Origin of the sequence: Microbispora sp. H10830, assembly GCF_014161375.1 — a bacterium.
Taxonomy (GTDB): Bacteria; Actinomycetota; Actinomycetes; order Streptosporangiales; family Streptosporangiaceae; genus Microbispora; species Microbispora catharanthi.
Window position 1 is genome coordinate 400088 of record NZ_JABBWX010000003.1, and the last position, 21715, is coordinate 421802.

A 21715-nucleotide genomic window follows, 5' to 3' on the forward strand; every position below is an offset into this window, starting at 1 on the left:
AGTTGAAGATCGACGACTGGCTGCTGGACATCCTCGCCTGCCCGGCGTGCAAGTCTCCGCTCCGCGCGGTGCCCGACGCGGACGAGCTGGCCTGCACCTCGGAGTCGTGCGGGCTGGTCTATCCGGTGCGTGACGACATCCCGGTGCTCCTCGTCGACGAGGCCCGCAAGGCATGAGTGGTGCCGGAGGGGCCCGGTTCGAGCCCGACCGGCTCGATGACCAGGCATACCTGATGGAGGGCGACCCCTCCGGCGTGCTCCGTTCCGTCGCGTCGTCGGCCGCCCAGGTGCGGGCGGCCTACCGATCGGCGGTGGAGAACGGCGTGGCCCGGGTCGGCCGGGACGGCCGCCCCCGCGCGATCGTCGTGGCCGGCGTGGGCGCCTCCGCCCTCGTGGGCGACGTGCTCGAGGCGCTGTGCCGGTATGGCGCCCCGGTCCCGGTGGTGACGGTGCGCGGGCACCGGCTGCCAGGCTGGGTCGGCGCCGCCGATCTCGTCATCGCCGTCTCCCGCTCCGGCAGGACCGAGGAGACCGTCGCCGTGACCGCCGAGGCCGTACGGCGCGGGTGCGCGCTCGTGGGTGTGGGCGCGCCCGACACGCCGCTGTCGGCCCTGGTCGAGCGCGCGGGCGGGCCGTACGCGCCGGTGGGCGGGGCGACCGGGGTGGCCGGGCAGCCGAGGGCCACGCTGTGGTCGCTCATGGTGCCGCCGATCCTGGCGGCGGCCGCGCTCGGGCTGTTCCCGGCCGGGGAGAGCGAGTTCGAGTCGGTGGCCAAGCGGCTGGAGGACCTGGCCCACCGGTGCCGCCCGTCGAGCGAGTCGTTCATCAACCCCGGCAAGACGCTGGCGATGGACCTGGCCGGGACGCTTCCGGTCATCTGGGGCACCTCGCCGCTGGCAGCGGTGGCGGCCCACCGCCTGGCCGACCGGTTGAGCGAGGACGCGGGCTACCCGGCCGTCTGGGGGGAGCTGCCCGAGGCCGCCCACAACCAGATCGTGACGTTCGACGGTCCTCTCGCCGGGCGGGACATCTTCGCCGACCCGTTCGCCGGCGAGCCGGGGGAGGGCACGCGTCTGCGCCTGTTCCTGCTGCGCGACGCGGAGGAGCACCCGCAGGTGACCAGGTCCCGCACGGCCGCCGTACGGCTGGCCGAGGACCGGGGGGTTCCGGTGTCCGAGATCCTGGCCGAGGGCGTGCACCCGCTGGACCGGCTCGCCGCCCTGGCCGGCCTGTGCGACTACGCGAGTGTCTACCTCGCTCTCGGGTACGGGATGGACCCGGCGTCGGCCGCGGCGGCGACGGAACTCCAGGCCAGGATTTCCCAATAGGATCGCCTCGGCCGATTGAAATGAGGAGTTCAACGTGAGTGCGGGTGGCGGTACCAAGGCGATCCTCGCGGCGCTCGGCGCCAATCTCGCGATCGCCGTGGCGAAGTTCGTGGCGTTCCTGTTCACCGGGTCGTCCTCGATGCTCGCCGAGTCGGTCCACTCCGTGGCCGACTCCGGCAACCAGGCGCTGCTGATGCTCGGCGGCAAGCGCGCCGCCAAGGGGAGGACCCGCAAGCACCCCTTCGGCTACGGCCGGGAGCGCTACTTCTACGCGTTCGTGGTGGCCGTGGTGCTGTTCACGATCGGTGCCCTGTTCTCCCTGTACGAGGGCTGGCACAAGATCGCCGACCCGCAGCCCGTGGAGTCGCCGGTCTGGGCCTTCGCGGTGCTGATCTTCGCGATCGTCGCCGAGGGCTTCTCGTTCCGCACGGCCATCAAGGAGTCGAGCGCGCTCAAGGGCGACCACTCCTGGGTGGCGTTCATCCGCAGGGCGAAGGCCCCCGAACTTCCGGTGGTGCTGCTGGAGGACTTCGGCGCGCTGCTCGGCCTGGTCTTCGCGTTGTTCGGCGTGACGATGGCCGTGGTCACCGGCAACGGCGCGTGGGACGGCGTGGGCAGCCTCGTCATCGGCCTGCTGCTCGCGGTGATCGCGATCATCCTGGCCACCGAGACCAAGTCGCTGCTGATCGGCGAGAGCGCGACGCCCGAGGTGGAGGACAAGATCTGCGCCGCGTTGGAAGCCGCCCCCGAGGTCAGCCGGGTCATCCACCTGCGCACCCTGCACCTCGGCCCGGAGGAGCTGCTGGTCGCCGCAAAGATCGCGGTGGAGCACGACGACACCGCCGGCGAGGTGGCGCGAGGCATCGACGAGGCCGAACGGCGCATCCGCGAGGCGGTTCCGATGGCCAGGGTGATCTACCTGGAGCCGGACCTCTACCGGGCGGACGCGGCCTCGGAGCAGCACGCCGGCGCATAACCCCCGTTACGGGGAGCCGTATTTCCTTGCGCACCGTAATTGAAATGTGATGCACAGTCACTTCAACGCGGGCGGTACCGGTCGGTAACTTTACCCTTACATTACGGCTGGTTTACCCCCGGAGGTGACTCATGATTCAGGGACGCGTGCGGTGGAAACGATTCGCCCTCGTCTTCGTGCCCGCGCTCGCGGTCGCCTCCGTGCTGGTCGGCGCGACCGCCGAGGGGGCGATCGGCGCGTCGTTCGTGGTCTCGGGTGACACCTTCAAGGTCTCCGCGGACACGCTGCAGGGCCAGGGCTTCGTGCAGTACGGCAGCACGGTCGAGAACAAGAAGGGCCAGAAGATCCCGGTCGCCGTCTCCGGCATCCGCAGGGCCACCCTGACCAACATGTGCCAGACGGTGCTGGTGAAGTCGCCCGTCGGCGCCGTGACCATCCGGATCACGGCCGGCACCGGAAAGGACCCGGTGACCGCCGAGAACATGATCGTCGACGCCACCCAGATCGAGGGCAACGCGGTCTTCACGAAGCTGGAGGCGGGCCGCGACGCGAGCTCCCTCGACCAGGTGCCCGACGGCCAGGGCGCGGCGGGGATGTTCGGCCAGCAGGCCTCAGGGGTCACCATCAAGGACTTCCGGCAGGTCTCCTGGGCGGTCAACGCGGCCACGTTCAAGCTGCCTGGGCTGAAGCTGGCCGTGGAGCCTGGCGCGCACGAGTGCTTCTGATGGAGCGGCCGGTGAAATGGCGGCGGTCACGGCCGTTCTGGGGCGGGCTGCTGGTGCTCGCGGCCGGCCTGGAGTTGCTGAGCATCCCGTTCGCGACCCAGGCCCTGCCGCTCGTCATCCAGTCGGGCACGGTCGGCGCCACCTACCTGATCGCGCTGGTGCTGATCATTCTGGGCCTGATGATCTGGCTCCAGCCCGGCCAGCGGGCCTTCCTCGGTGTGGTCGCCGTACTGGTCTCGATCGCGTCGTTCGTCTACGCCAACCTGGGCGGCTTTCTGATCGGCATGCTGCTCGGCCTGGTCGGAGGCGCGCTCGCGGTGGCCTGGGCGCCCGCGGAGACCACCGAGGCCGGTGCCGCGCCGATCGAGCCCGCCGCACCGCGTGCGCCGGCGGAAGCGGGAATCACCTTCACCGAGCGCCGGGTGGTCAGCGGGGACGAGCTTCAGGAGGTCACCCGGCCGCAGCAGCCCGTGAAACCCGCGGGCGAGGGCCCGCGCATCCTGGTCGCCCGCGTCCGCCGCGAGGCCGATCCTTCCTCCGACAAGCGCGAGGACGGCCCCGGCGACTCCGGCGAGAGCCCCGATGACGGCCCTGACGACGGTGGCGTACGTCCGGACGGCGGCGGGCGGGGCGACACGGGTCCCGGTCCCGCGGCCAAGGCGCTGGCCATCGCCGTGCTGCCCGTCATCCTGGCGGCCGGGACGGGCATGGCGCGGGAGGACCCCGGGCCGGGCGGGCAGGGCGGTTCCCTCCTGCCCGGTGTCGTCCCGAGCGCCGTTCCCAGCGGCCTGTCCGACGTCCTCCACGGCGTCCTGCCCAGCGCGGTCCCCACGACCCTGCCGACGACCCTGCCCACGAACCTGAAGGACGCCGTGGGATCGCTCACCGGTAGGAGGAGTCCCTCGCCGTCGCCGGGGGAGGACGGCCAGGACGAGCCAGGGGGCTCCTCCGCGCATGGAGCGGTGACGGTCGCGACCGAGACGGCCGCCGTCCGCGCGCCCTCGCTGACCATGACCGGGATGAAGTTCACCGGCGTGGTCGAGATGCCCACCGCGACCGGAACCGTCAAGATGCTCCGCTTCACCATGGACAAGGCCGTGCTGGAGCAGCCCCAGCAGACCATGGGCCCGACGACGCTGACCGGCAGCACGTTCACCTTCGAGGGCAACGTGGTGATCTGCACGACGAAGATGACCGCCAAGCTCCTCGGCGTGCCGCAGGAGTTCACGGCCGATCACCCGAACCTGCTGGTCAGGGCACTCAAACTGGTGCCGTCGCTGAACGTCCCGCTGACGATGACCGACATCGTCAGCGAGCAGCCGTACGTCACGGCCGACTCCCTGCGGGCGGACGACCTGCACCTCGTGGTCGGCGCCTGACCTCCGAGCGCCTGACTTCGAGCGCCTGATCCCCGAGCGCCTGGCTCACCGGTGCCGCAGCAGTCGCAGGGCCTTCTCCTTCTCGAAGTCGAGCGCCCGGCGCGGCGCCTGGATTCGCCCGATGCGCACGCCGAGGTCGCGTACGGCCTGGGCGACCGCGGGCTCGGACAGCGCGCGGAGCGCGAAGGCCAGTTCGGCCGGCGAGACGTCGAACCGCCGCTCCAGCTCCGTCGCCTGGCGCACCGCCTCCAGTTCGTCGGGCCCGAAGCGCCGGTGGGCGCCCTTGTCCCGCACGGGCGGCAGCAGGCCGAGAGCCTCCCGGTAGCGCAACATCCGGGGGGACATGCCGAGCCGCCTGGCCGCCTCGGTGATGCGCATCGTGCCTCCGGTCCCCGTTCCTGGGGTCCACGCTAGACAGTCCTGCGGCCCTCCGGCACCCGTCGGCGAGGGAATCTCACATTCTTGTGTCAGGTTCGCGGGCCTGCGTATGCGTTCCTGCGTCGGCGACGCCTAAACTCGCACCGACGGACAACGGAGGAGACACTCATGGACTTCAAGGTCGCCGACCTTACGCTTGCGGAATTCGGCCGCAAAGAGATCCGCCTCGCGGAGCACGAGATGCCGGGCCTCATGGCGACCCGCAAGGAGTACGCCGCGGCGCAGCCGCTGCGCGGCGCGAAGATCATGGGCTCGCTGCACATGACGATCCAGACCGCCGTGCTGATCGAGACGCTGGTCGCGCTCGGCGCCGACGTCCGCTGGGTGAGCTGCAACATCTTCTCCACCCAGGACCACGCCGCCGCCGCGGTCGTCGTCGGCCCGAACGGCACGGTGGACAACCCCTCCGGTGTCCCGGTCTTCGCCTGGAAGGGCGAGACGCTCGAGGAGTACTGGTGGTGCACCGAGCAGGCCCTCCGCTGGCCCGACGGCTCCGGCCCCAACATGATCCTGGACGACGGCGGCGACGCCACGCTGCTCGTGCACAAGGGCGTGGAGTTCGAGAAGGCCGGCGCCGTGCCGGTCGCCGGTGAGGACGACCCCGAGGAGTGGGCGGTCATCCTCGACACGCTCCGCCGCACGGTCTCCGAGGACAAGTGGTGGACCCGCGTGGCCGAGGACATCAAGGGCGTCACCGAGGAGACCACGACCGGTGTGCACCGCCTCTACGAGATGCACAAGTCCGGCACGCTCCTCTTCCCGGCGATCAACGTCAACGACTCGGTGACCAAGTCGAAGTTCGACAACAAGTACGGCTGCCGCCACTCGGTGATCGACGGCCTCAACCGCGCCACCGACGTGCTGATCGGCGGCAAGGTCGCCGTGGTCTGCGGCTACGGCGACGTGGGCAAGGGCTGCGCCGACGCGCTCCGCGGTCAGGGCGCCCGCGTCATCGTCACCGAGATCGACCCGATCTGCGCGCTCCAGGCCGCCATGGACGGCTTCCAGGTCACCACCCTGGAGGAGGTCGTCGGCATCGCGGACATCTTCGTCACCTGCACCGGCAACTACGGCATCATCAGCGCCGAGCACATGTCGCAGATGAAGCACCAGGCGATCGTGTCCAACATCGGCCACTTCGACAACGAGATCGACATGGCCGGCCTGGGCCGCATCGCGGGCATCAAGAAGATCAACATCAAGCCGCAGGTCGACGAGTGGGTGTTCCCCGACGGGCACTCGATCATCGTGCTCGCCGAGGGCCGCCTGATGAACCTCGGCTGCGCCACCGGCCACCCCTCGTTCGTCATGTCGAACTCGTTCACCAACCAGGTCATCGCCCAGCTCGAGCTGTTCACGAAGACCGACGACTACCCGGTCGGCGTGTACGTGCTGCCCAAGCACCTCGACGAGAAGGTCGCCCGCCTCCACCTCGACGCGCTCGGCGTGAAGCTGACCACCCTGAGCAAGAAGCAGGCGGAGTACATCGGCGTCGACGTCGAGGGCCCGTACAAGCCGGACCACTACCGCTACTGACGGTCACTCGCACGACGACGGGGGCGTGGGCCCGGCCCGCGCCCCCCGTCAGGAGGCAGACGGCGTGATTCAGCCGGACATCGCGGCGGACATCGCGGAGGCCGGAGAGCGGCGCATCGAGTGGGCGGCCCGGTCGATGCCCGTCCTCCAGGCGATCGGCGCCGGTTTCGGCGTAGACCGGCCGCTCGACGGCCTGCGCATCGCCGCCTGCTTGCACGTGACCGCCGAGACGGCGGTGCTCCTCGGGGCGCTGCGGGAGGGCGGCGCCCAGATCGCCCTGGCCGCGTCCAACCCCCTGTCCACCCAGGACGACGTCGCCGAGGCGCTGAGAACGTACGGCATCGCCGCGCACGCCCGCGCCGGGGTGGACAAGGCGACCTACTACCGGCACATCCACCGGGCGCTCGACATCGCGCCGAACGTCGTGCTCGACGACGGATGCGACCTCGTCAACACCCTGCACACCGAGCGGGTCGAACTCCTCGACGGCGTCATCGGCGGCTGCGAGGAGACCACGACCGGGATCATCCGGCTGCGCCAGATGGCCTCGGAGAACGCGCTGCGCTTCCCGATGGTCGCGGTGAACGACACCCGGACCAAGCGGATGTTCGACAACCGTTACGGCACCGGCCAGTCGACGCTCGACGGCATCATGCGGGCCACCAACGTCCTGCTGGCGGGCCGAACCGTGGTCGTGGCGGGCTTCGGCTTCTGCGGCCGGGGCGTCGCGGAGCGGGCCAAGGGCCTCGGCGCGCGGGTCATCGTCACCGAGATCGACCCGGTCAAGGCCCTCGACGCCGCCCTGCAGGGCTACGACGTACGGCCGATGAGCCTGGCCGCCGAGACCGGCGACGTGTTCGTGACCGTCACCGGCAACCGCGACGTCATCCGCGCCGAGCACATGGCCGCGATGAAGGACGGCGCGATCCTCGCGAACGCGGGCCACTTCGACGTCGAGATCGACGTACGGGCACTGGAGGAGATGGCGCGCGAGGTGCGCTTCGGAATCAGGCCCAACACCGACGAGTACGTCCTGGAGGACGGCCGCAGGCTGCTGCTGCTCGCCGAGGGGCGCCTGGTGAACCTGACCGCCGCGGAGGGGCACCCGGCCGCGGTGATGGACATGTCGTTCTCCGCCCAGGCCCTCGCCGTCGCATGGCTGGTCCGGGAGTCGGTCCGGCTGGCTCCCGGCGTGTACGACGTCCCGGCCTACATCGACGCCGAGGTGGCCCGCCTGAAGCTCGCCGCCGCCGGGATCTCGATCGACGCGCTCACCGACGAGCAGGAGGAGTATCTCCACTCCTGGCGCCTCGGGTCCTGAGGCCGCCGCGGCCGTCACATCGGCCGGTCGCCCGGCCTGCGCTTCACGGCCGGCCACACCACCGCCAGCGTGTACGCGCACAACACGGCGAAGCCGGCCCAGCCGGGGAGCGGGAAGTATCCGGCGGACGGCGCGTAGTGGGCGATCACCTGCGGATACTCCACCGCCGTCTGCTTGACGGCGAAGCCCGCTGCCGGGGTGAGCCGCAGCAGCCATCGCGACACGACGTCGGGCAGGAACGGGACCGCGGTCACCGCGTAGGGCACGGCGACGAGCGACAGCGCGAGGACGACGGCCGCCCAGCCACGCCGCAGCAGGACGCCGAGCCCGTACGACAGGACACCGCAGAGCGCGAGCACCGCCGCGATCCCGACGACGACCCGGACGCCGGTCAGCGGAGAGACCGGCTGCACGGGGACGCCGTTGCCGCCCAGGATCGCGACACCGGCCGGCAGGACCACCCCGACGGCGGCGATCCCGGTCACGAAGGTCGCGGCGCCGACCACCACAGCCCGGGCGGCCAGAACGCGGCGAGACGCCGATGTGCCGGCCCGGGCGCCGAATCGGGCGGTCAGGACGACGACGATGATCAGTGCGATCACCAGGCCGGACAGCAACCTCTCGACGGTGCTCTCGCCCTCGCTCCCGCTCGGGCCGATGTCACCGGTCCCGCTCACGGTGATGACGCCGTCCTTCTCCACCACGCCGGATGCGTTGTGGTACTTCTCCCAGTCGGTGTGGTTCATCTCGCCGACGGCCTCGCTGCGCCAGGCGCCGGCGGACGCGCCCGCCAGGGTGACGTGATCGAAGACGCCGGTGGCCTGGGTGAAGCGGACCTCCTCGACCGCTCCGCCCAATCCGACCTTCCGCAGCGTGAGGTCGCCGGGGGACGCGGCGAACAACCCGACCTGCGCCGTCTCCGGGAGACCGGCCAGTTTCACCGTCCCGACGGTGTGCCAAATCCGGCCGTCGGCCGATTCGGCACCAGTGACGGTGTCGCCGGACCGCGTCAGGCGCAGCCAGCGCGGGTATCGCGGCGAGAGGCCGCCCGCGCTCCCGGCGATGTCGTTGCGGTAGTCGTACTGCATCCGCACGCCGTGGCCGCCGGTCATCATGAGCGCCGCATAGGAGGAGCCCTGCCGGACGCCGTCCTTGACGATGATCCCGGCCTTCGCCCACGGCACCAGGCCCGAGACGATCTTGTCGTGGTTGGGCGGAGGGTAGGTGATCGTGCCGGTCATCGAGGTCATCCGTACGGTGATGGAGCCCCGCGGGCCGAGGTCGTGGTGCAGGAACCAGAACTGGTCGCCGACCACCGACCCGTCCGCGGCGATTCCGTCCCTCGGGCAGGGCCCGTCGCAGGACGTCTGGCTGCCGAAGGCGTAGAGCAGGCCGGCGGCGATCACGACGAGGGCCGCCGCGGCCAGGGCGATCAGCCGGGCGGGGCGGCGGAAGGCCGTCCATTCCCGGTGAAGAAGTTCTCGGGTGAGCATGCCGTCGTTCTACGGGGGCGGGCCTAACACCATCAGAAGCGCTCCTGTCACCCTGTTGTTAGGTCCGGCCGGGCATCCTGGAGGCGTGATAAGGCTGCGCAGCGGGACCGTGGGACTCCGGTTCACGATCTTGTACGCCGGAGTGTTCCTCATGTCCGGAATCGGGCTGCTGGCTCTCACCTTCCTGCTCGCCGGCGGGGGAAGGTCCAGCGCCCCCGCGGGCCTGCGACCACCCGCCGACGGCGGCACGGACGGGATACACCAGCAGGTTCGCCATCTGCAGGAGCAACTGGCCGAGGTGAACGCGCAGCACTCCCGGCAGCTGCTGATCGGCTCCCTGCTCGCGCTGACGGTGATGGCGGTCGTCTCCGTGCTGGCCGGCCGGGCGCTCGCCCGCCGGGTGCTGCGCCCGCTGCGGGTGATCACGGCGGCGACCCGGCGCATCTCCGCCGACAACCTTGACCAGCGGCTGGGCGTCAGCGGCCCGGCGGACGAGGTGAAGGACCTGGCCGACACCATCGACGGCCTGTTGGAGCGGCTGGAGGCGTCCTTCGCCGCCCAGCGCCGGTTCGTCGCCAACGCCTCACACGAGCTGCGGACCCCGTTGGCGACCATGCGGGCGTCGGTGGACGTCGCGGTGGCCAAGCCCGATGTGGCGCCGCAGACGCTCGCCCTGGGCGACCGGCTGCGTACGCAGCTGGACCGCGTGGATCAGCTGCTCGACGGCTTCCTCATGCTGGCCCGCGCGCAGCACGGCACGCTCGACGGCGCCGCTGAGGTCGACGTGGCCCGGCTGGTCGCGCAGGCGGTGAGCGACCGCGGCGCCGGGATCGCGGCGAGACGGCTGAGCGTGACCGAGGATCTGCGGCCCGGCATGCTCACCCGGGGCGATACCGCCCTGCTTACCCGGATGGTGGAGAACGTGATCGACAACGCCGTGGCGCACAACGAGGAGGACGGCTGGATCCAGGTGGAGACCTTCCGGGAGGGCGCCGAGGTCCGGCTCGTCGTGCAGACCGGCGGACGCGTACTCGACCAGCGGGACGTGGACCGGCTCGCGCGGCCCTTCGAGCGGCTCGGCGCCGATCGGACCGGATCCGAGAACGGCTCCGGCCTCGGACTGTCCATCGTGGCGGCGATCGCGGCGGCTCACGGCGGGCGGCTCGAACTGCTCGCCCGGCCGGAGGGCGGCCTGCGAGTGTCGATCGCGCTGCCGTACGTCCCGGTCCCGGCCGAGGTGCGGCCGTGAGGATCCTGGTCGTCGAGGACGAGCGGTCGCTCGCCGAGGTCGTCGCCGAGGGCCTGCGCGACCAGGGGATGGCCGTCGACATCAGCCACGACGGGTTGTCCGCCGCCGCCAAACTGGACCTCACGGCGTACGACGTGGTGGTCCTGGACCGCGACCTGCCCGGCCTGCACGGCGACGCGCTGTGCCAGATGATCACCGAGCGGCCGGACCGCCCGATGGTGCTGATGCTGACCGCGGCCGGGACACCCGACGACCGCGTCAGCGGTCTGACCCTCGGCGCGGACGACTACCTCGTCAAGCCGTTCCACTTCCCGGAGCTGATCCTGCGTATCCAGGCGCTGGCCCGCCGCAGGCCGAACGCGCGGCCGCGGACCTTGCACGCCGCCGGGATCGAGCTGGACCCGGTGCGCCGGACCGCGGTGCGCGACGGCCGGCAGCTGAACCTTTCCGTGAAGGAGTTCGCCCTGCTGCAGGCGCTGATGCGGGCGAGTCCCGGCTTCCTCAGCACGGAGGCTCTGCTGGAGCAGGTCTGGGACGAGAACGCGGACCCGTTCACCAACACGGTGACCGTGACGATGGGGCGGTTGCGCCGCAAGCTCGGCGAGCCGCCGGTCGTCACGACGACACCGGGCGTGGGGTATCGGCTCGCCTGAGCCTTGTCGTGCAGGGCGAACGGCGTGGCGTCTCAGGCGCTGAGAGCTCGCGCGACAGTAAGGCTGTCCTCGTAGATGTGATAGCGGGTGACGAGCCCGTCTTCGACGCTGAGGTGCAGCGCGAAAGGCGAGGTGTAGGCGGTGCCTCCGGCCCGGACCGTCTGTGCGATCTCTCCGAGCACGACGGCGTGCGTCCCGTCGACCAGGATCCGCGTCACGGATGTGCCGTTGAGTTCGGGCACATGATGGGCCTCCAGCGACCGGAAATGGTCGGCCACCTCGGCCCGGCTGGACCGGGGCCGGATCCAGGGAACCGCCGAATGCCCCTCGGCGGGCCAGGAGAGCCGCCAGTCGACGGGCTCGGCGAACAGCTCCGCCGTACGGTCGTGATCGCCTTCCGCCATCCGGCGCAGCAACTCTTCCACGACGTCATAAGTGTCACTACTCATGCCGCAACTCTCGCGGACTCTGGCGCGACGCGTCGATGACCAGTGAGGTAACGCGACCGGTGACGTGCGACCGGCGAGGTGAAGCGCGGAAAAGGTCAGGTCCCCTGCATCTCGCGCATCCGCCGGATCTCGGCGGTCTGTTCGGCGATCACGTCGGTGGCCCACTGCTCGACGGTGAGATGCGAGCCCTCGGTGAGCGCGCGGGTGGCCATCGTGATGGCGCCCTCGTGGTGGGCGACCATCATCTGGAGGAACAGACCGTCGAACGTGACGCCGGACGCCGCCCTGAGCGCGCTCATCTGCTCCGGGGTGGCCATGCCCGGCATGTCGTGGTGGTTGGCGTGGTGGTCGGGCCGCGGGAGGCGTTCCCGGTCGAGCCAGGACGTCATGACGCGGATCTCCGGCTCCTGCACGTCATGGATGCGGGCCGCGAGCGCCTTCAGCTTGGCGGAGGAGGCCCGTGAGGCCGCCAGGGCCGCCATGTCCAGCGCCTGCCGGTGATGGACGATCATGTCCTGGACATACCGCACGTCGGCCGCGTTGATCGTGGGCGAGGGGACCGCGGTGGCGGCCTCGGCGGGGCTCAGGGTCCTGGCCTCCTCGCCGGGCCGGCCGGGCGCGATCACGGGGGCGGTCGAGACGGGGGCACTCTCGCGTACGTCCTCCGCGCAGGCGCTCAGGAAGAACGCGGCACCGGCTATGAGGACGAGCCCCGGTCGCGCCCCGCCCTGCCATGCGATTCGCACCCTGCCTCCCTGTCACGGAGCGTATGGAGATCACGACGCTAACCCGACATGGGCAACAGGTCAAAGGGCGACATGTGCCAGTTTTCTTGACAGATTGACGACTGGCGGGACATCCCTGTCAAAGGTGACGATCTGATCATTTATCTCCCTCTTATATGGAGGACAGCGAGTTGTTCACCTTACGCCGCAGCGGTCGTGCGCTGGCCGTGGCAGGAGCGGCGGTCGTCCTGGCCCTGTCCGCAGGTCCCGCACAGGCCGCCGACGTGCTGGCCCCGGACGAGATCGCGATGAGCCCGAACGTCACGCACGTCGCGAACGTCCCGACCCCGGCCGCCCTGACGGGCACCATCAACACCGACATGGCCTTCCAGGGCGACTACGCCTACGTCGGCAACTACGGCGGGTTCACGATCTTCGACATCGGGAACCCGAAGCGGCCCGCGGTGGTGAGCTCGGTGGTGTGCCCCGGCTCCCAGATGGACATGTCCGTGTACGGCGACCTGCTGTTCGGGTCCGTCGACTCCTCCCGCAACAACGACTCGTGCGCCAGCACGGCCCAGCCGGCGTCGGTCAAGGAGTCGTGGGAGGGCGTCCGCATCTTCGACGTCAGCGACAAGGCGAACCCGAAGTACATCAAGTCGGTGGAGACGAACTGCGGGTCCCACACCCACACCCTCGTGCCGGACAAGAGGGGCGAGAACGTCTACATCTACGTCTCCTCCTACAGCCCGTCGGCGGCCTTCCCCGACTGTCAGCCGCCGCACGACCTGATCTCCATCATCAAGGTCCCGCTCGAGAACCCCACCGCCGCGTCCGTCGTGGCGGCGCCCGTGCTGTTCCCGGACGGCGGCAACCCGGGTGACAAGCAGCCCTACCCCTACGGCACGTCCGCGACGACCGGCTGCCACGACATCACCGCCTACCCGGAGAAGGGCCTGGCGGCGGGCGCCTGCATGGGCGACGGCATCCTGATGGACATCCGTGACCCCGAGCATCCGAAGGTCCTCGACGTCGTCCGCGACGACGAGAACTTCGCCTTCTGGCACTCGGCGACGTTCAACAACGACGGCACCAAGGTGGTCTTCACCGACGAGCTCGGCGGCGGCGGCGCGGCGACCTGCAACGAGGCGATCGGCCCGAACCGCGGCGCCGATGCCGTCTACGACATCGCTCCCGGCAACAAGCTCACCTTCAGGAGCTACTTCAAGATCGGCCGCTACCAGGCCGACACCGAGAACTGCGTCGCGCACAACGGCTCGCTGATCCCGGTCAAGGGCCGCGACATCATGGTGCAGGCGTGGTACCAGGGCGGCGTCTCCATCTGGGACTTCACCGACTCCGCGCACCCGCAGGAGATCGGCTACTTCGAGCGCGGCCCGTGGTCACAGCCGCTGAGCGGCGGCTTCTGGTCGGCCTACTACTACAACGGCTACATCTACGGCAGCGACTTCAACAAGGGACTCGACGTCCTGAGGATCGACGACCCGCGTACGAACCAGGCCAAGAGCGTGAAGACGGACATCCTCAACGTGCAGAGCCAGGGCTCGTACCGCGAGCACGGCAGGCATTAGCCACTCAGACACGGAGGCGGGCATCTCCGGTGCGGCCTCTCCCTCAACGCACCGGCGATGCCCGCCTCAACCCCACTGCAGGTACGCCCCATGACCTGCAATGACCACAGGTGCCCCGCAAATCGGGGTCTACACCTAAATAGGGGGAACAAATCCTCCCGATGTCGTCGGAGCCTCTCCGCGCGGCGGTCCCGCCTCCCGCGGCGGGGCCGGCGTCGGCACGCCGTACCCCTGCGGGCCGTATCCCTGCGGGCCGTACGGCGGGGGCGTGGAACGAGCCCGGGCGAGCCGCATCTCCTCACGGCGCCTGCGTTCGGCCAGCACGGCGGCCAGATAGGCGTACGGCGGAACGCCGGGCGGGGGCGGCGGCGCCACCTGTGCGCTGATCCGCCCGGCCACGCGCAGCCCCATCTCGTCCCGCGTCCGCGGGCTGAGGTCGTGCCACCGGGACAGGTACTGCCGGGCGGTGTTGGCCAGGTCGTCGGACAGCCCGGACAGCTCCAGCGTCGCGGCCCACGACGCGAGCGACGGAGGCATCTCCGGCGGCGGGGCCTGGTGCGGCGAACGCTCCCCGATGACGGTCGTCCCCGCGAAGACGTCCCCGAGGCGCTTGCCACGCTGGTTGAGGAGTGACGTGATGAGCGCGGGAGCGCCGACGAACGTCCAGAACTCCAGGAATCCGGCGAGCCCGCGGAACAGCGCCTGCCGGAAGCGCTCCGGCCCGCCGTCGTCGCTCACCACGCGCAGGCCGAGGGCGAGCTTGCCCAGCGAGCGGCCCCTGGTGATCGTCTCGAACGCGACCGGATAGCCCACCGTGACCAGCACGACGAACAGGATGAGCAGGCCGGTGGCCAGCGACTCGTCGGTCACCAGGGATGCCTGCGCGACCAGCACGACGGCCAGGATGATCACGGCCCACTGGACGGCCCAGTCGATGAGGAAGGCCAGGGCGCGGCTGGGAAGCTGGGCGACGCGAACCTCTACGACAACCGCCTCGCCGGTCACGACTTCGGACACACTGCGCACCCTACTGTGTTTGATTGCCGCGCCTTCGGCACGGCGGCTCAGGCGCCCACAGGCCCGTGGTCGTGCCGAAGGCGCGCGATGAGCACTTCCCTCGTCGCCGCTTGGTCGCTGCGCTCCCGCGCGCTCCTCAGTCCAGACACGGCCGCGCACCTCGCGGCTCCCGCCGATAAGGTCCGATCCGTGGACATCGATGCGTTCGTCGCCGCGAGCAAGCCGTCCTGGGACCGGTTGGACGACCTCGTGCGGCGGCAGCGCAGGCTGCGCGGCGCGGAGGTCGACGAGCTGGTCGAGCTCTACCAGCGGGCGGCGACCCACCTGTCCATCGTGCGGTCGGGGTCGTCCGACGCACTTCTCGTCGGGCGCCTGTCGGCGCTGGTGGCGAGGGCGCGCTCGGCCGTCACGGGCGCCCACAGCCCGGCCTGGAGGGAGGTCGCCCGATTCTTCACGGTGTCGTTCCCCGTGGTGGCCTACCGGGCGCGCCGGTGGTGGCTCGGCGTCACGGTGGCCTCGCTCGCGATCGCGTACGTCATGGGCGTGTGGGTGGCGCGCGATCCCGCCGTGCAGAGCCTCATCGGCACACCCGAGGAGATCCGGCAGATCGTCGAGCACGATTTCGCCGACTACTACTCGGAGAACCCGGCGGCGTCGTTCGCCGGCCACGTGTGGCTGAACAACGCCTGGCTGTCCATGCAGGTCGTGGTGTCGGCGATCCTGCTCGGCCTGCCCATCCCCTGGATCCTGTTCCAGAACGCGGCCAACGTGGGGCTCATGGGCGGCCTGATGCACTCGCACGGCAAGGCGGACGTGTTCTGGGGCCTGATCCTGCCGCACGGCATGCTGGAGCTGACCGCGGTCTTCCTGGCGGCGGCCGCGGGGTTGCGGCTGGGCTGGACGGCCATCGACCCCGGCCCGAGGCGGCGCGCTGAGGCGCTGGCCGAGCAGGGCAGGGCCGTGATGAGCGTCGCGCTCGGCCTGGTCGTGGTGCTGCTCGTCTCCGGGCTCATCGAGGCGGGAGTCACCCCGTCGGGCCTGCCGACCTGGGCGCGCATCTCGATCGGCGCGCTCGCGGAGGCGCTCTTCCTCGCGTACGTGATCGTCTTCGGCCGCCGGGCGGAACGCGCGAACGAGACGGGGGACATCGAGCACGCTCCCGACCTCGCCCCGACAGCCTGATCAGAGCCGGCCGGTGGCCTTCAGAGCCAGATACGCGTCCGCGAGCGCGGGGGCGACGTCCTCGGGCAGGGCGTCCACGACCTCCACGCCGTGGCGGCGCAGCACCGCGGTGATCTCACGCCGCTCGCCGCGCAGCCGCTCGGCCGCCGCGGCGTCGTAGACGGCCTCGGCGGTGCCGCGCCCGGCCGCCATGCCGGCCACGCGTGGATCGGCGACCGAGGCCACCACAACCATGTGCCGGGACGACAGGCTGGGTAGCACGGGCAGCAGCCCCTCCTCCATGGCCGTGGCGTTCAGGTCGGTCAGCAGCACCACCAGGCAGCGCCGCCTGGCCCTGGACAGCACGGCCGCCACCATCCCGGCGGCGTCGGCCTCGACCAGCTCCGCCTCGATCGGCGCCATCGCGTCGACCAGCGACGACAGCAGTTCCGTGCGCGACGCGCCGGACACCTGGGCCCGCACGCCCCGGTCGTAGGCGAGGAAGTCGACGCGGTCGCCGGCCCGCGCGGCGAGCGCGGCCAGCAGCAGCGCGGCGTCCATCGACCAGTCCAGACGAGGCCAGCCGGAGGATCGGTCACCGCCGGCCGGTGCCACACCGACAGGGGCCACGCCGACCCGGCCCGCCGAGGTGCGCCCCGTGTCGAGCACGATCAGCACCCTGCGGTCGCGCTCGGGCCGCCAGGTGCGCACGACGACGTCGCTGCGCCGGGCGCTCGCCCGCCAGTCGATCGAGCGGACGTCGTCGCCCACGACGTACTCACGCAGCGAGTCGAACTCGGTGCCCTGGCCGCGCACCAGCGCCGGATGGCGTCCGTCGAGCTCGCGCAGCCGGGCCAGCCGCGCCGGCAGATGCCTGCGGCTGAGGAACGGCGGCAGCACCCTGACGGCCCACGGCACGTGGAACGTCCGCTGCCGCGCCGCCAGGCCCAACGGCCCGACCGAGCGGACCGTCACGGCGACGGCCTCCCGGTCGCCCCTGCGGGTGGGCGTCAGCGTCGTGACCAGGCGCCGCCGCTCGCGGGCCGGCACGTCGAGCGTCACCCGGCGCGGAGCGGCCCCGGCCGAAGGCTGCCAGGCGTCGCGCAGCACGCCCCGGACCCGCCGCGGGCCCGGGTTGTCCACGACGAGGCCGATCGCCGCCGACTGCCCGAGCCGCACCCGCCGTTCGCCGTCGCGCTGGAAGCGCAGCCCGCGTACGGCGCCCGCGAGCAGCAGGTCGGCCGCCACGAGCGTGGCGAGCACGAGCGCGGCGGCCAGCACGACCAGGCCGGGCTCGGGAGCGAGGAGCACGACGATCGCGGCGAGGGCGGCGAGCAGTCCCGCGCGTCCGGTCAGCGCCACGCCGCCCTCACCGGGGAACGGGGACGGCGGCCAGGATGCCCTCCAGGATGCCGTCCGGGGTGGCGCCCTCCAGCTCGGCCTCCGGGCGCAGCCCCACGCGGTGGCGCAGGGCGGGCCGGGCCAGGGCCTTCACGTCGTCCGGCGTCACGTACGACCGTCCCGACAGCCACGCCCACGCCCGTGCGGCGGCCAGCAACGCGGTGGCCCCTCGGGGCGAGACGCCGAGCTGGAGCGAGGGCGACTGCCGGGTGGCCCGTGCGACGTCCACGATGTAGCCGAGGACCTCGGCGCTCGCGTGGACCTGCGCGACCGCCCGGCGTCCCGCCGCGAGGTCGGCCGCGGACGCCACAGACTTGATCTCCGTCAGGTCGCGCGGGTCGAAGCCGAGCGCGTGCCGTTCGAGGACGGCGATCTCCTGCTCGCGCGGCGGCAGCGGCACGGTCAGCTTGAGCAGGAACCGGTCGAGCTGCGCCTCGGGGAGCTGGTAGGTGCCCTCGTACTCGACGGGGTTCTGCGTCGCCACGACGATGAAGGGATCCGGCAGCGCGCGGGCCGTGCCCTCGACGCTGACCTGCCGTTCCTCCATGGCCTCAAGCAGGGCGGCCTGGGTCTTCGGCGGCGTGCGGTTGATCTCGTCGGCGAGCAGCAGGTTGGTGAAGACCGGCCCCTCGCGGAACTCGAACTCCGCCGTCCTGGCGTCGTAGACCAGCGACCCCGTGACGTCGCCCGGCATCAGGTCGGGGGTGAACTGCACCCGCTTGAAGTCCAGCGCGAGCGTGGCCGACAGAGTGCGTACGAGCAGGGTCTTGGCCACGCCGGGCACGCCTTCGAGCAGCACGTGACCCCGGCACAGCAGCGCGATGACCAGGCCGGTGACGACCGGGTCCTGGCCCACGACCGCCTTGGCCACCTCCGCCCGCAGCGCCGCGAGCGCCTCGCGGGCGGCGTCCGCGTTCGATTCAGGTGTGGTCACGAATCTCGTACCTGCCTTTCGAGTGTGTCCAGGTGGGCTGCCAGGGTCACCAGCGCGGTGTCGTCCCCGGGCGGCGGGCCGCACAGCAGCGCCAGCACCGGCTCCGGGTCGCGGCCGGCGCGCGCGGCCGCGGCGACGGCGACCTCCTCCGCGGTCGCGGTGCGCGGCAGCCCGAGGCGGGGGGCGAGCCGGTCGGCCGCCGCGGCCCGCAACGCGAGGGCGGCCCGGTCCCTGGCCCGGCGGGACCGGTACAGGCGTCCGCGCCCCTCCGCGGTCTCCGCGGCCCGCACGACCACGGGCAGGCGCTCGACCACGACGGGCCCGAGCCTGCGTCCGCGCCACAGGGCGGCCAGGGCCACCGCGACGGCGAGCTGGAGGACCGCCCACCTCACGCCGCCGGGCATGAGGTCGCCGAGCGAGCGGGCCTGCCCCTCCGCCCCGGCGCCGGGGTCGCCCGCCTCGCCCGCCTCGTCGGGGTCTTCGGGCTCGGCGAGCCAGACGAGTTTCGGCCGCGCCCCGGCCAGGTTCAGCGCGAGCGCCGCGTTGCCGTCCTCCGCGAGGCGCAGGTTGGTCATGAACGACGCGTCGCCCAGCACGGTCACCGTGTGCCCGTCCGCGGTGTAGCGGACCAGGGCGTGCCCGTCGCCGGCCGGGTAGCAGCCCGTGGCCCCCGGCGGCCCGGCGAAGGACATGCCGCCGGTGTAGGCGTCGCCTGCCCGCACCGCCTCCCGCAGCGCGCACTCCGGGGCCCGTGACCGGGCGCGCACAGGGCCCTGCCTGCGTACGCCGGAGGCGAGCACGTCGAGGTGTGGCACGGACCCCGCCACGAGCCGGTCGCCCGGGGCCTCGGCGATGCGGCGGGCGGCGTCGCGGTTCAGGAAGCTCGCCTCGGTGACCAGCAGCAGGGTCTGCGGCCCCGCGGCGGCCACCGCCGCGCCGGGGGTCTCCACCCGGACCACCTCCACCCCGTGCGCCTCCAGCAGCCGGGCGAGTGCGCCGCTGCCGTTCAGCGAGGTGTCGGCGGGATCGAGGGTGCGGCCGCCGGACTGTCCCCCCGTCAGCAGCAGGGGCAGCACCGCCGTGACCAGCACGAGCACCACCAGCAACGTGACCCAGGCGATCTGCCGCGCGCGCCCCGACGTCGTGGCGGTCACGCGGTCACGCCCGTACGGGCCGACCGCAGGCGCTCGTCCAGGGCGGTGAGCGTCAGGTAGCCCTCCCGGGTGCCGCCCGCCGCGCCGTAGGTCACGTCGTCGAACAGACGTGCCGCCGCGCGCAGGTCCGCCGCGTGGGGCGGCAGCGCCTGCCCGGCGACCTCGGCGAGTTCCACGGCGGTACGGCCCGGCATCGGGGTGACGATCGCGCGTTCCTCCAGCTCGCGGGCGATCGCGCGCAGCCGCTCCTGGATGGCCCCGGCCCAGCCGCCCTCGGCCGCCAGGCGCTCGGCCTCGGCGCGATGCTCGGCGGCCGTCCGCTCACGCCGCCCGAACACCGCGCCGCTCTCCGCGCGCCGGCCGCCGGAGAAGCGGCGCAGGGCCCATAAGAGCAGCACGGCCAGGACGGCGAGGACGACGGCGATCACGACGAGCGAGGTCACGCCGCCCCCGCCCGTCCCGCCGCCGCTCATGAGGTCGCCGAGGAACTGGGAGATCTCCCGCTGCAGCCGGTCGAACAGCGGCTCGTGCTGGTAACCCGCCCCGGACAGCTCGCGCGCGGCCTCCCGGGCGGCCTGGTCGCGGCCGACGTCGACCGGCGAGGCGAGCAGCGCCGCCGCCCGCACGGTCGTCACGCCTGCGGTCCGTACGGGCCGTGCGGCCCGTACGGCGGAGCCCCGTGGCCGGGCCCGGAGGGCTGCCCCGTCCCGGCGGCGTAGCTCGGGTGCCACAGGTCGTCGACCCCGCCGTGGACCCAGCCCTGCGACTGGTTCTGCGCCGCCGCCGTCTGCAGCACGAGGTCGAACGCCTCGGCCCGCATCCGCCGGTCGGCGTACAGCAGCCCGGCCACGCCCGCCTGGAAGGGGTAGGCGATCATGGAGGCGAGGACCTGGCCGACCGCCAGGAGGAGCGCCGCGATCGTGGTCCCGGCGGCGGTGCCGCCGCTCAGCATCCCGAGGAGCGAGCCGCCGAACGTGAACGGGATCGCCAGCACGCCGCTGATGATGGCCGCGAGTATGGCGGTGAGCAGCAGGATGCCGAGCACCCGCCAGCTGTCGCCCTTCACCAGCCGCCACGACCGGCTCATGGCGTCGGTGACCCCGCGGCCCTCCAGCACGATGGCGGGGGCCGACAGCGAGAGGCGTGTGTAGAAGAACAGCAGGTAAGGGATGTAGGCCACGAAGAACAGCAGAACGACGAGGACCGCGACCCCCGCGCCGGTGCTCCCCGTGCCGTCGAACGCGTTGGCCGCCGCGAGGCTCACGAGCACCGCGACGAGCGCCAGCAGCGGCAGCAGGAGGATGAGCGCCTGCAGCAGCACCAGCCCGAACAGCGCGGGCACCCGCGGCCGCGCCAGCCGCCACGCCTCGCCCACCGTGATGCGCCCGCCGAACACCGCGCGGCCCAGCACCCGGGTGAGGACGCCCGTGAGGATGGTGGTGCCGACGAACGTCATGACGTAGCTGATGATCGCGCCGATGTACTGCGCGGCCACGCCGGCGACCGGCACGTTCGCCGTGTCGGCGGCGTACGGGTCGGCCAGGAGATCGCCGAGCGAGCTGAAGGAGATGGCCTGCCCGATCGCGGCCGGGATTCCGGTCACCGCCGCCACGATCGCCGACAGGCCGAGCGTGGCCTTGGGGTTCGAGCGGATCAGCTTGATCGTGCCGTCGAGGATGTCGCCGAGCGTCAACGGGCGCAGCGGGATGATGCCCGGCCGCGGCGCGTCCGGCGCCCGGTACGCGTACTGCCCGCCCGCATAAGGCGCGTACGGAGCAGACGGGTACGGAGCAGACGGATACGAAGCGGACTGATGCGGGGCGGACGGGTGGGGAGCGGACGGGTTCGCGCCCTGCGGCGCGCCCGCGCCAGGGGAGGCCCAGGAGGATCCGGCTGCCCCGGCGGCCCCGCCGTATGGGGGAGGTTGCTCGGCCGCCCAGCCGGAGGGCATGTCGGGGGTGGAGCCGGGGCCGTCTGTCATGTCCCAATCCTGGCATGATGTACGCGCGCGCCGCGCGGTCGTAGAGGAGGGCTCGGAGGGATGGCCGAAACGGGGGGTGCGGGCGCACACTTGGAACGTGACCGCACCACGGGATTCCCGCCGGTGTGACCGCATCTGGTCAGATAATCGCGCGCTTCGTCTGCTGCGCCTAAACTCCAACCTCTGTCGTGGTCGTGTAACACC

General features: G+C 71.9%; 21 protein-coding genes. 11 read left to right on the forward strand and 10 right to left on the reverse strand.

The window, feature by feature from the left end; translation table 11 throughout:
- Positions 1–2 precede the first annotated feature (2 nt).
- The 5 genes from HHX35_RS11080 (at position 3) to HHX35_RS11100 (ending at position 4407) form a co-directional block, all read left to right on the forward strand.
- Positions 3–176, forward strand: coding sequence for a Trm112 family protein (locus tag HHX35_RS11080; protein ID WP_076432865.1), 174 nt, complete (start codon positions 3–5; stop codon positions 174–176).
- Complete coding sequence (locus HHX35_RS11085; protein WP_182898740.1) at positions 173–1327, forward strand: SIS domain-containing protein; 1155 nt, start codon at positions 173–175, stop codon at positions 1325–1327. Before HHX35_RS11080 ends, HHX35_RS11085 begins: the two co-directional genes overlap by 4 nt.
- 34 nt (positions 1328–1361) lie before the next feature.
- A complete protein-coding gene (locus tag HHX35_RS11090; protein WP_139573361.1) occupies positions 1362–2303 on the forward strand; it encodes a cation diffusion facilitator family transporter in 942 nt (313 codons plus the stop codon).
- Positions 2304–2434: 131 nt separating this feature from the next.
- Positions 2435–3028 carry a DUF6230 family protein gene (locus HHX35_RS11095; protein ID WP_182898741.1) on the forward strand — a complete coding sequence of 198 codons (594 nt, stop codon included), beginning with the start codon at positions 2435–2437 and terminating at the stop codon, positions 3026–3028.
- Positions 3029–3039: 11 nt separating this feature from the next.
- Positions 3040–4407, forward strand: a complete 1368-nt coding sequence (locus HHX35_RS11100) for a DUF6114 domain-containing protein (RefSeq protein ID WP_182898742.1) — start codon at positions 3040–3042, stop codon at positions 4405–4407.
- Between the two features lie 45 nt (positions 4408–4452).
- On the opposite strand, the gene HHX35_RS11105 is transcribed toward HHX35_RS11100, so the two are convergent.
- Complete coding sequence (locus tag HHX35_RS11105; protein WP_142569503.1) at positions 4453–4785, reverse strand: MerR family transcriptional regulator; 333 nt, start codon at positions 4783–4785, stop codon at positions 4453–4455.
- Positions 4786–4953: 168 nt separating this feature from the next.
- On the opposite strand from HHX35_RS11105, the gene ahcY reads away from it, so the two are divergent.
- Both ahcY and HHX35_RS11115 read left to right on the forward strand, forming a co-directional pair.
- Complete coding sequence (gene ahcY / locus HHX35_RS11110) at positions 4954–6381, forward strand: adenosylhomocysteinase (protein WP_182898743.1); 1428 nt, start codon at positions 4954–4956, stop codon at positions 6379–6381.
- Positions 6382–6445: 64 nt separating this feature from the next.
- The gene (locus HHX35_RS11115) at positions 6446–7702 is read left to right on the forward strand and encodes an adenosylhomocysteinase (protein ID WP_182898744.1); all 1257 of its coding nucleotides are present in this window, start codon (positions 6446–6448) and stop codon (positions 7700–7702) included.
- Between the two features lie 14 nt (positions 7703–7716).
- Here HHX35_RS11115 and HHX35_RS11120 read toward each other — a convergent pair whose 3' ends face one another.
- On the reverse strand, positions 7717–9195 hold the full coding sequence (locus tag HHX35_RS11120) for a hypothetical protein (protein ID WP_182898745.1): 1479 nt from the start codon (positions 9193–9195) through the stop codon (positions 7717–7719).
- Positions 9196–9280: 85 nt separating this feature from the next.
- Here HHX35_RS11120 and HHX35_RS11125 point away from each other — a divergent pair, with 85 nt between their 5' ends.
- Positions 9281–10444: a HAMP domain-containing sensor histidine kinase gene (locus tag HHX35_RS11125; RefSeq protein WP_310739018.1), complete on the forward strand. Its 1164-nt coding sequence runs from the start codon at positions 9281–9283 to the stop codon at positions 10442–10444.
- Positions 10441–11097 (forward strand): response regulator transcription factor, encoded by a 657-nt coding sequence (locus HHX35_RS11130; protein ID WP_182898746.1) that lies wholly within the window; start codon positions 10441–10443, stop codon positions 11095–11097. Before HHX35_RS11125 ends, HHX35_RS11130 begins: the two co-directional genes overlap by 4 nt.
- A 32-nt stretch (positions 11098–11129) precedes the next feature.
- On the opposite strand, the gene HHX35_RS11135 is transcribed toward HHX35_RS11130, so the two are convergent.
- Both HHX35_RS11135 and HHX35_RS11140 read right to left on the reverse strand, forming a co-directional pair.
- Entirely contained in the window at positions 11130–11546 is a 417-nt protein-coding gene (locus tag HHX35_RS11135; RefSeq protein WP_182898747.1) for a nuclear transport factor 2 family protein, read from the reverse strand.
- 95 nt (positions 11547–11641) lie between these two features.
- A complete protein-coding gene (locus HHX35_RS11140; RefSeq protein WP_310739019.1) occupies positions 11642–12292 on the reverse strand; it encodes a DUF305 domain-containing protein in 651 nt (216 codons plus the stop codon).
- 170 nt (positions 12293–12462) lie between these two features.
- Between HHX35_RS11140 and HHX35_RS11145 the strand changes: the two genes are divergently transcribed.
- Positions 12463–13863, forward strand: coding sequence for an LVIVD repeat-containing protein (locus HHX35_RS11145; RefSeq protein ID WP_259404957.1), 1401 nt, complete (start codon positions 12463–12465; stop codon positions 13861–13863).
- Between the two features lie 135 nt (positions 13864–13998).
- Here the strand turns inward: HHX35_RS11145 and HHX35_RS11150 are convergent, their stop codons facing one another.
- Entirely contained in the window at positions 13999–14880 is an 882-nt protein-coding gene (locus tag HHX35_RS11150; protein WP_182898749.1) for an RDD family protein, read from the reverse strand.
- Between the two features lie 189 nt (positions 14881–15069).
- On the opposite strand from HHX35_RS11150, the gene HHX35_RS11155 reads away from it, so the two are divergent.
- The gene (locus HHX35_RS11155; RefSeq protein ID WP_182898750.1) at positions 15070–16062 is read left to right on the forward strand and encodes a stage II sporulation protein M; all 993 of its coding nucleotides are present in this window, start codon (positions 15070–15072) and stop codon (positions 16060–16062) included.
- Here the strand turns inward: HHX35_RS11155 and HHX35_RS11160 are convergent, their stop codons facing one another.
- Genes HHX35_RS11160 through HHX35_RS11180 form a run of 5 tightly spaced genes read right to left on the reverse strand, consistent with a single transcriptional unit; the run spans position 16063 to position 21511 of the window.
- Positions 16063–17403: a DUF58 domain-containing protein gene (locus HHX35_RS11160; RefSeq protein WP_182898751.1), complete on the reverse strand. Its 1341-nt coding sequence runs from the start codon at positions 17401–17403 to the stop codon at positions 16063–16065.
- Positions 17404–17410: 7 nt separating this feature from the next.
- Entirely contained in the window at positions 17411–18376 is a 966-nt protein-coding gene (locus HHX35_RS11165) for a MoxR family ATPase (protein WP_182898752.1), read from the reverse strand.
- Positions 18373–19530, reverse strand: coding sequence for a DUF4350 domain-containing protein (locus tag HHX35_RS11170; RefSeq protein ID WP_182898753.1), 1158 nt, complete (start codon positions 19528–19530; stop codon positions 18373–18375). The genes HHX35_RS11165 and HHX35_RS11170 overlap by 4 nt, the downstream gene beginning before the upstream one ends.
- Complete coding sequence (locus tag HHX35_RS11175; protein ID WP_310739020.1) at positions 19527–20165, reverse strand: DUF4129 domain-containing protein; 639 nt, start codon at positions 20163–20165, stop codon at positions 19527–19529. The genes HHX35_RS11170 and HHX35_RS11175 overlap by 4 nt, the downstream gene beginning before the upstream one ends.
- A complete protein-coding gene (locus HHX35_RS11180; protein ID WP_182898754.1) occupies positions 20162–21511 on the reverse strand; it encodes a glycerophosphoryl diester phosphodiesterase membrane domain-containing protein in 1350 nt (449 codons plus the stop codon). Before HHX35_RS11180 ends, HHX35_RS11175 begins: the two co-directional genes overlap by 4 nt.
- Positions 21512–21715 lie beyond the last annotated feature (204 nt).

Excerpts from the sequence above, each read along its gene's own strand:
- HHX35_RS11095 (WP_182898741.1), top strand. The coding sequence starts at position 2,435 with ATGATTCAGGGACGCGTGCGGTGGAAACGATTCGCCCTCGTCTTCGTG.
- HHX35_RS11120 (WP_182898745.1), bottom strand. The coding sequence starts at position 9,195 with ATGCTCACCCGAGAACTTCTTCACCGGGAATGGACGGCCTTCCGCCGC.
- HHX35_RS11135 (WP_182898747.1), bottom strand. The coding sequence starts at position 11,546 with ATGAGTAGTGACACTTATGACGTCGTGGAAGAGTTGCTGCGCCGGATG.
- HHX35_RS11180 (WP_182898754.1), bottom strand. The coding sequence starts at position 21,511 with ATGACAGACGGCCCCGGCTCCACCCCCGACATGCCCTCCGGCTGGGCG.
- HHX35_RS11085 (WP_182898740.1), top strand. The coding sequence starts at position 173 with ATGAGTGGTGCCGGAGGGGCCCGGTTCGAGCCCGACCGGCTCGATGAC.
- ahcY (WP_182898743.1), top strand. The coding sequence starts at position 4,954 with ATGGACTTCAAGGTCGCCGACCTTACGCTTGCGGAATTCGGCCGCAAA.
- HHX35_RS11105 (WP_142569503.1), bottom strand. The coding sequence starts at position 4,785 with ATGCGCATCACCGAGGCGGCCAGGCGGCTCGGCATGTCCCCCCGGATG.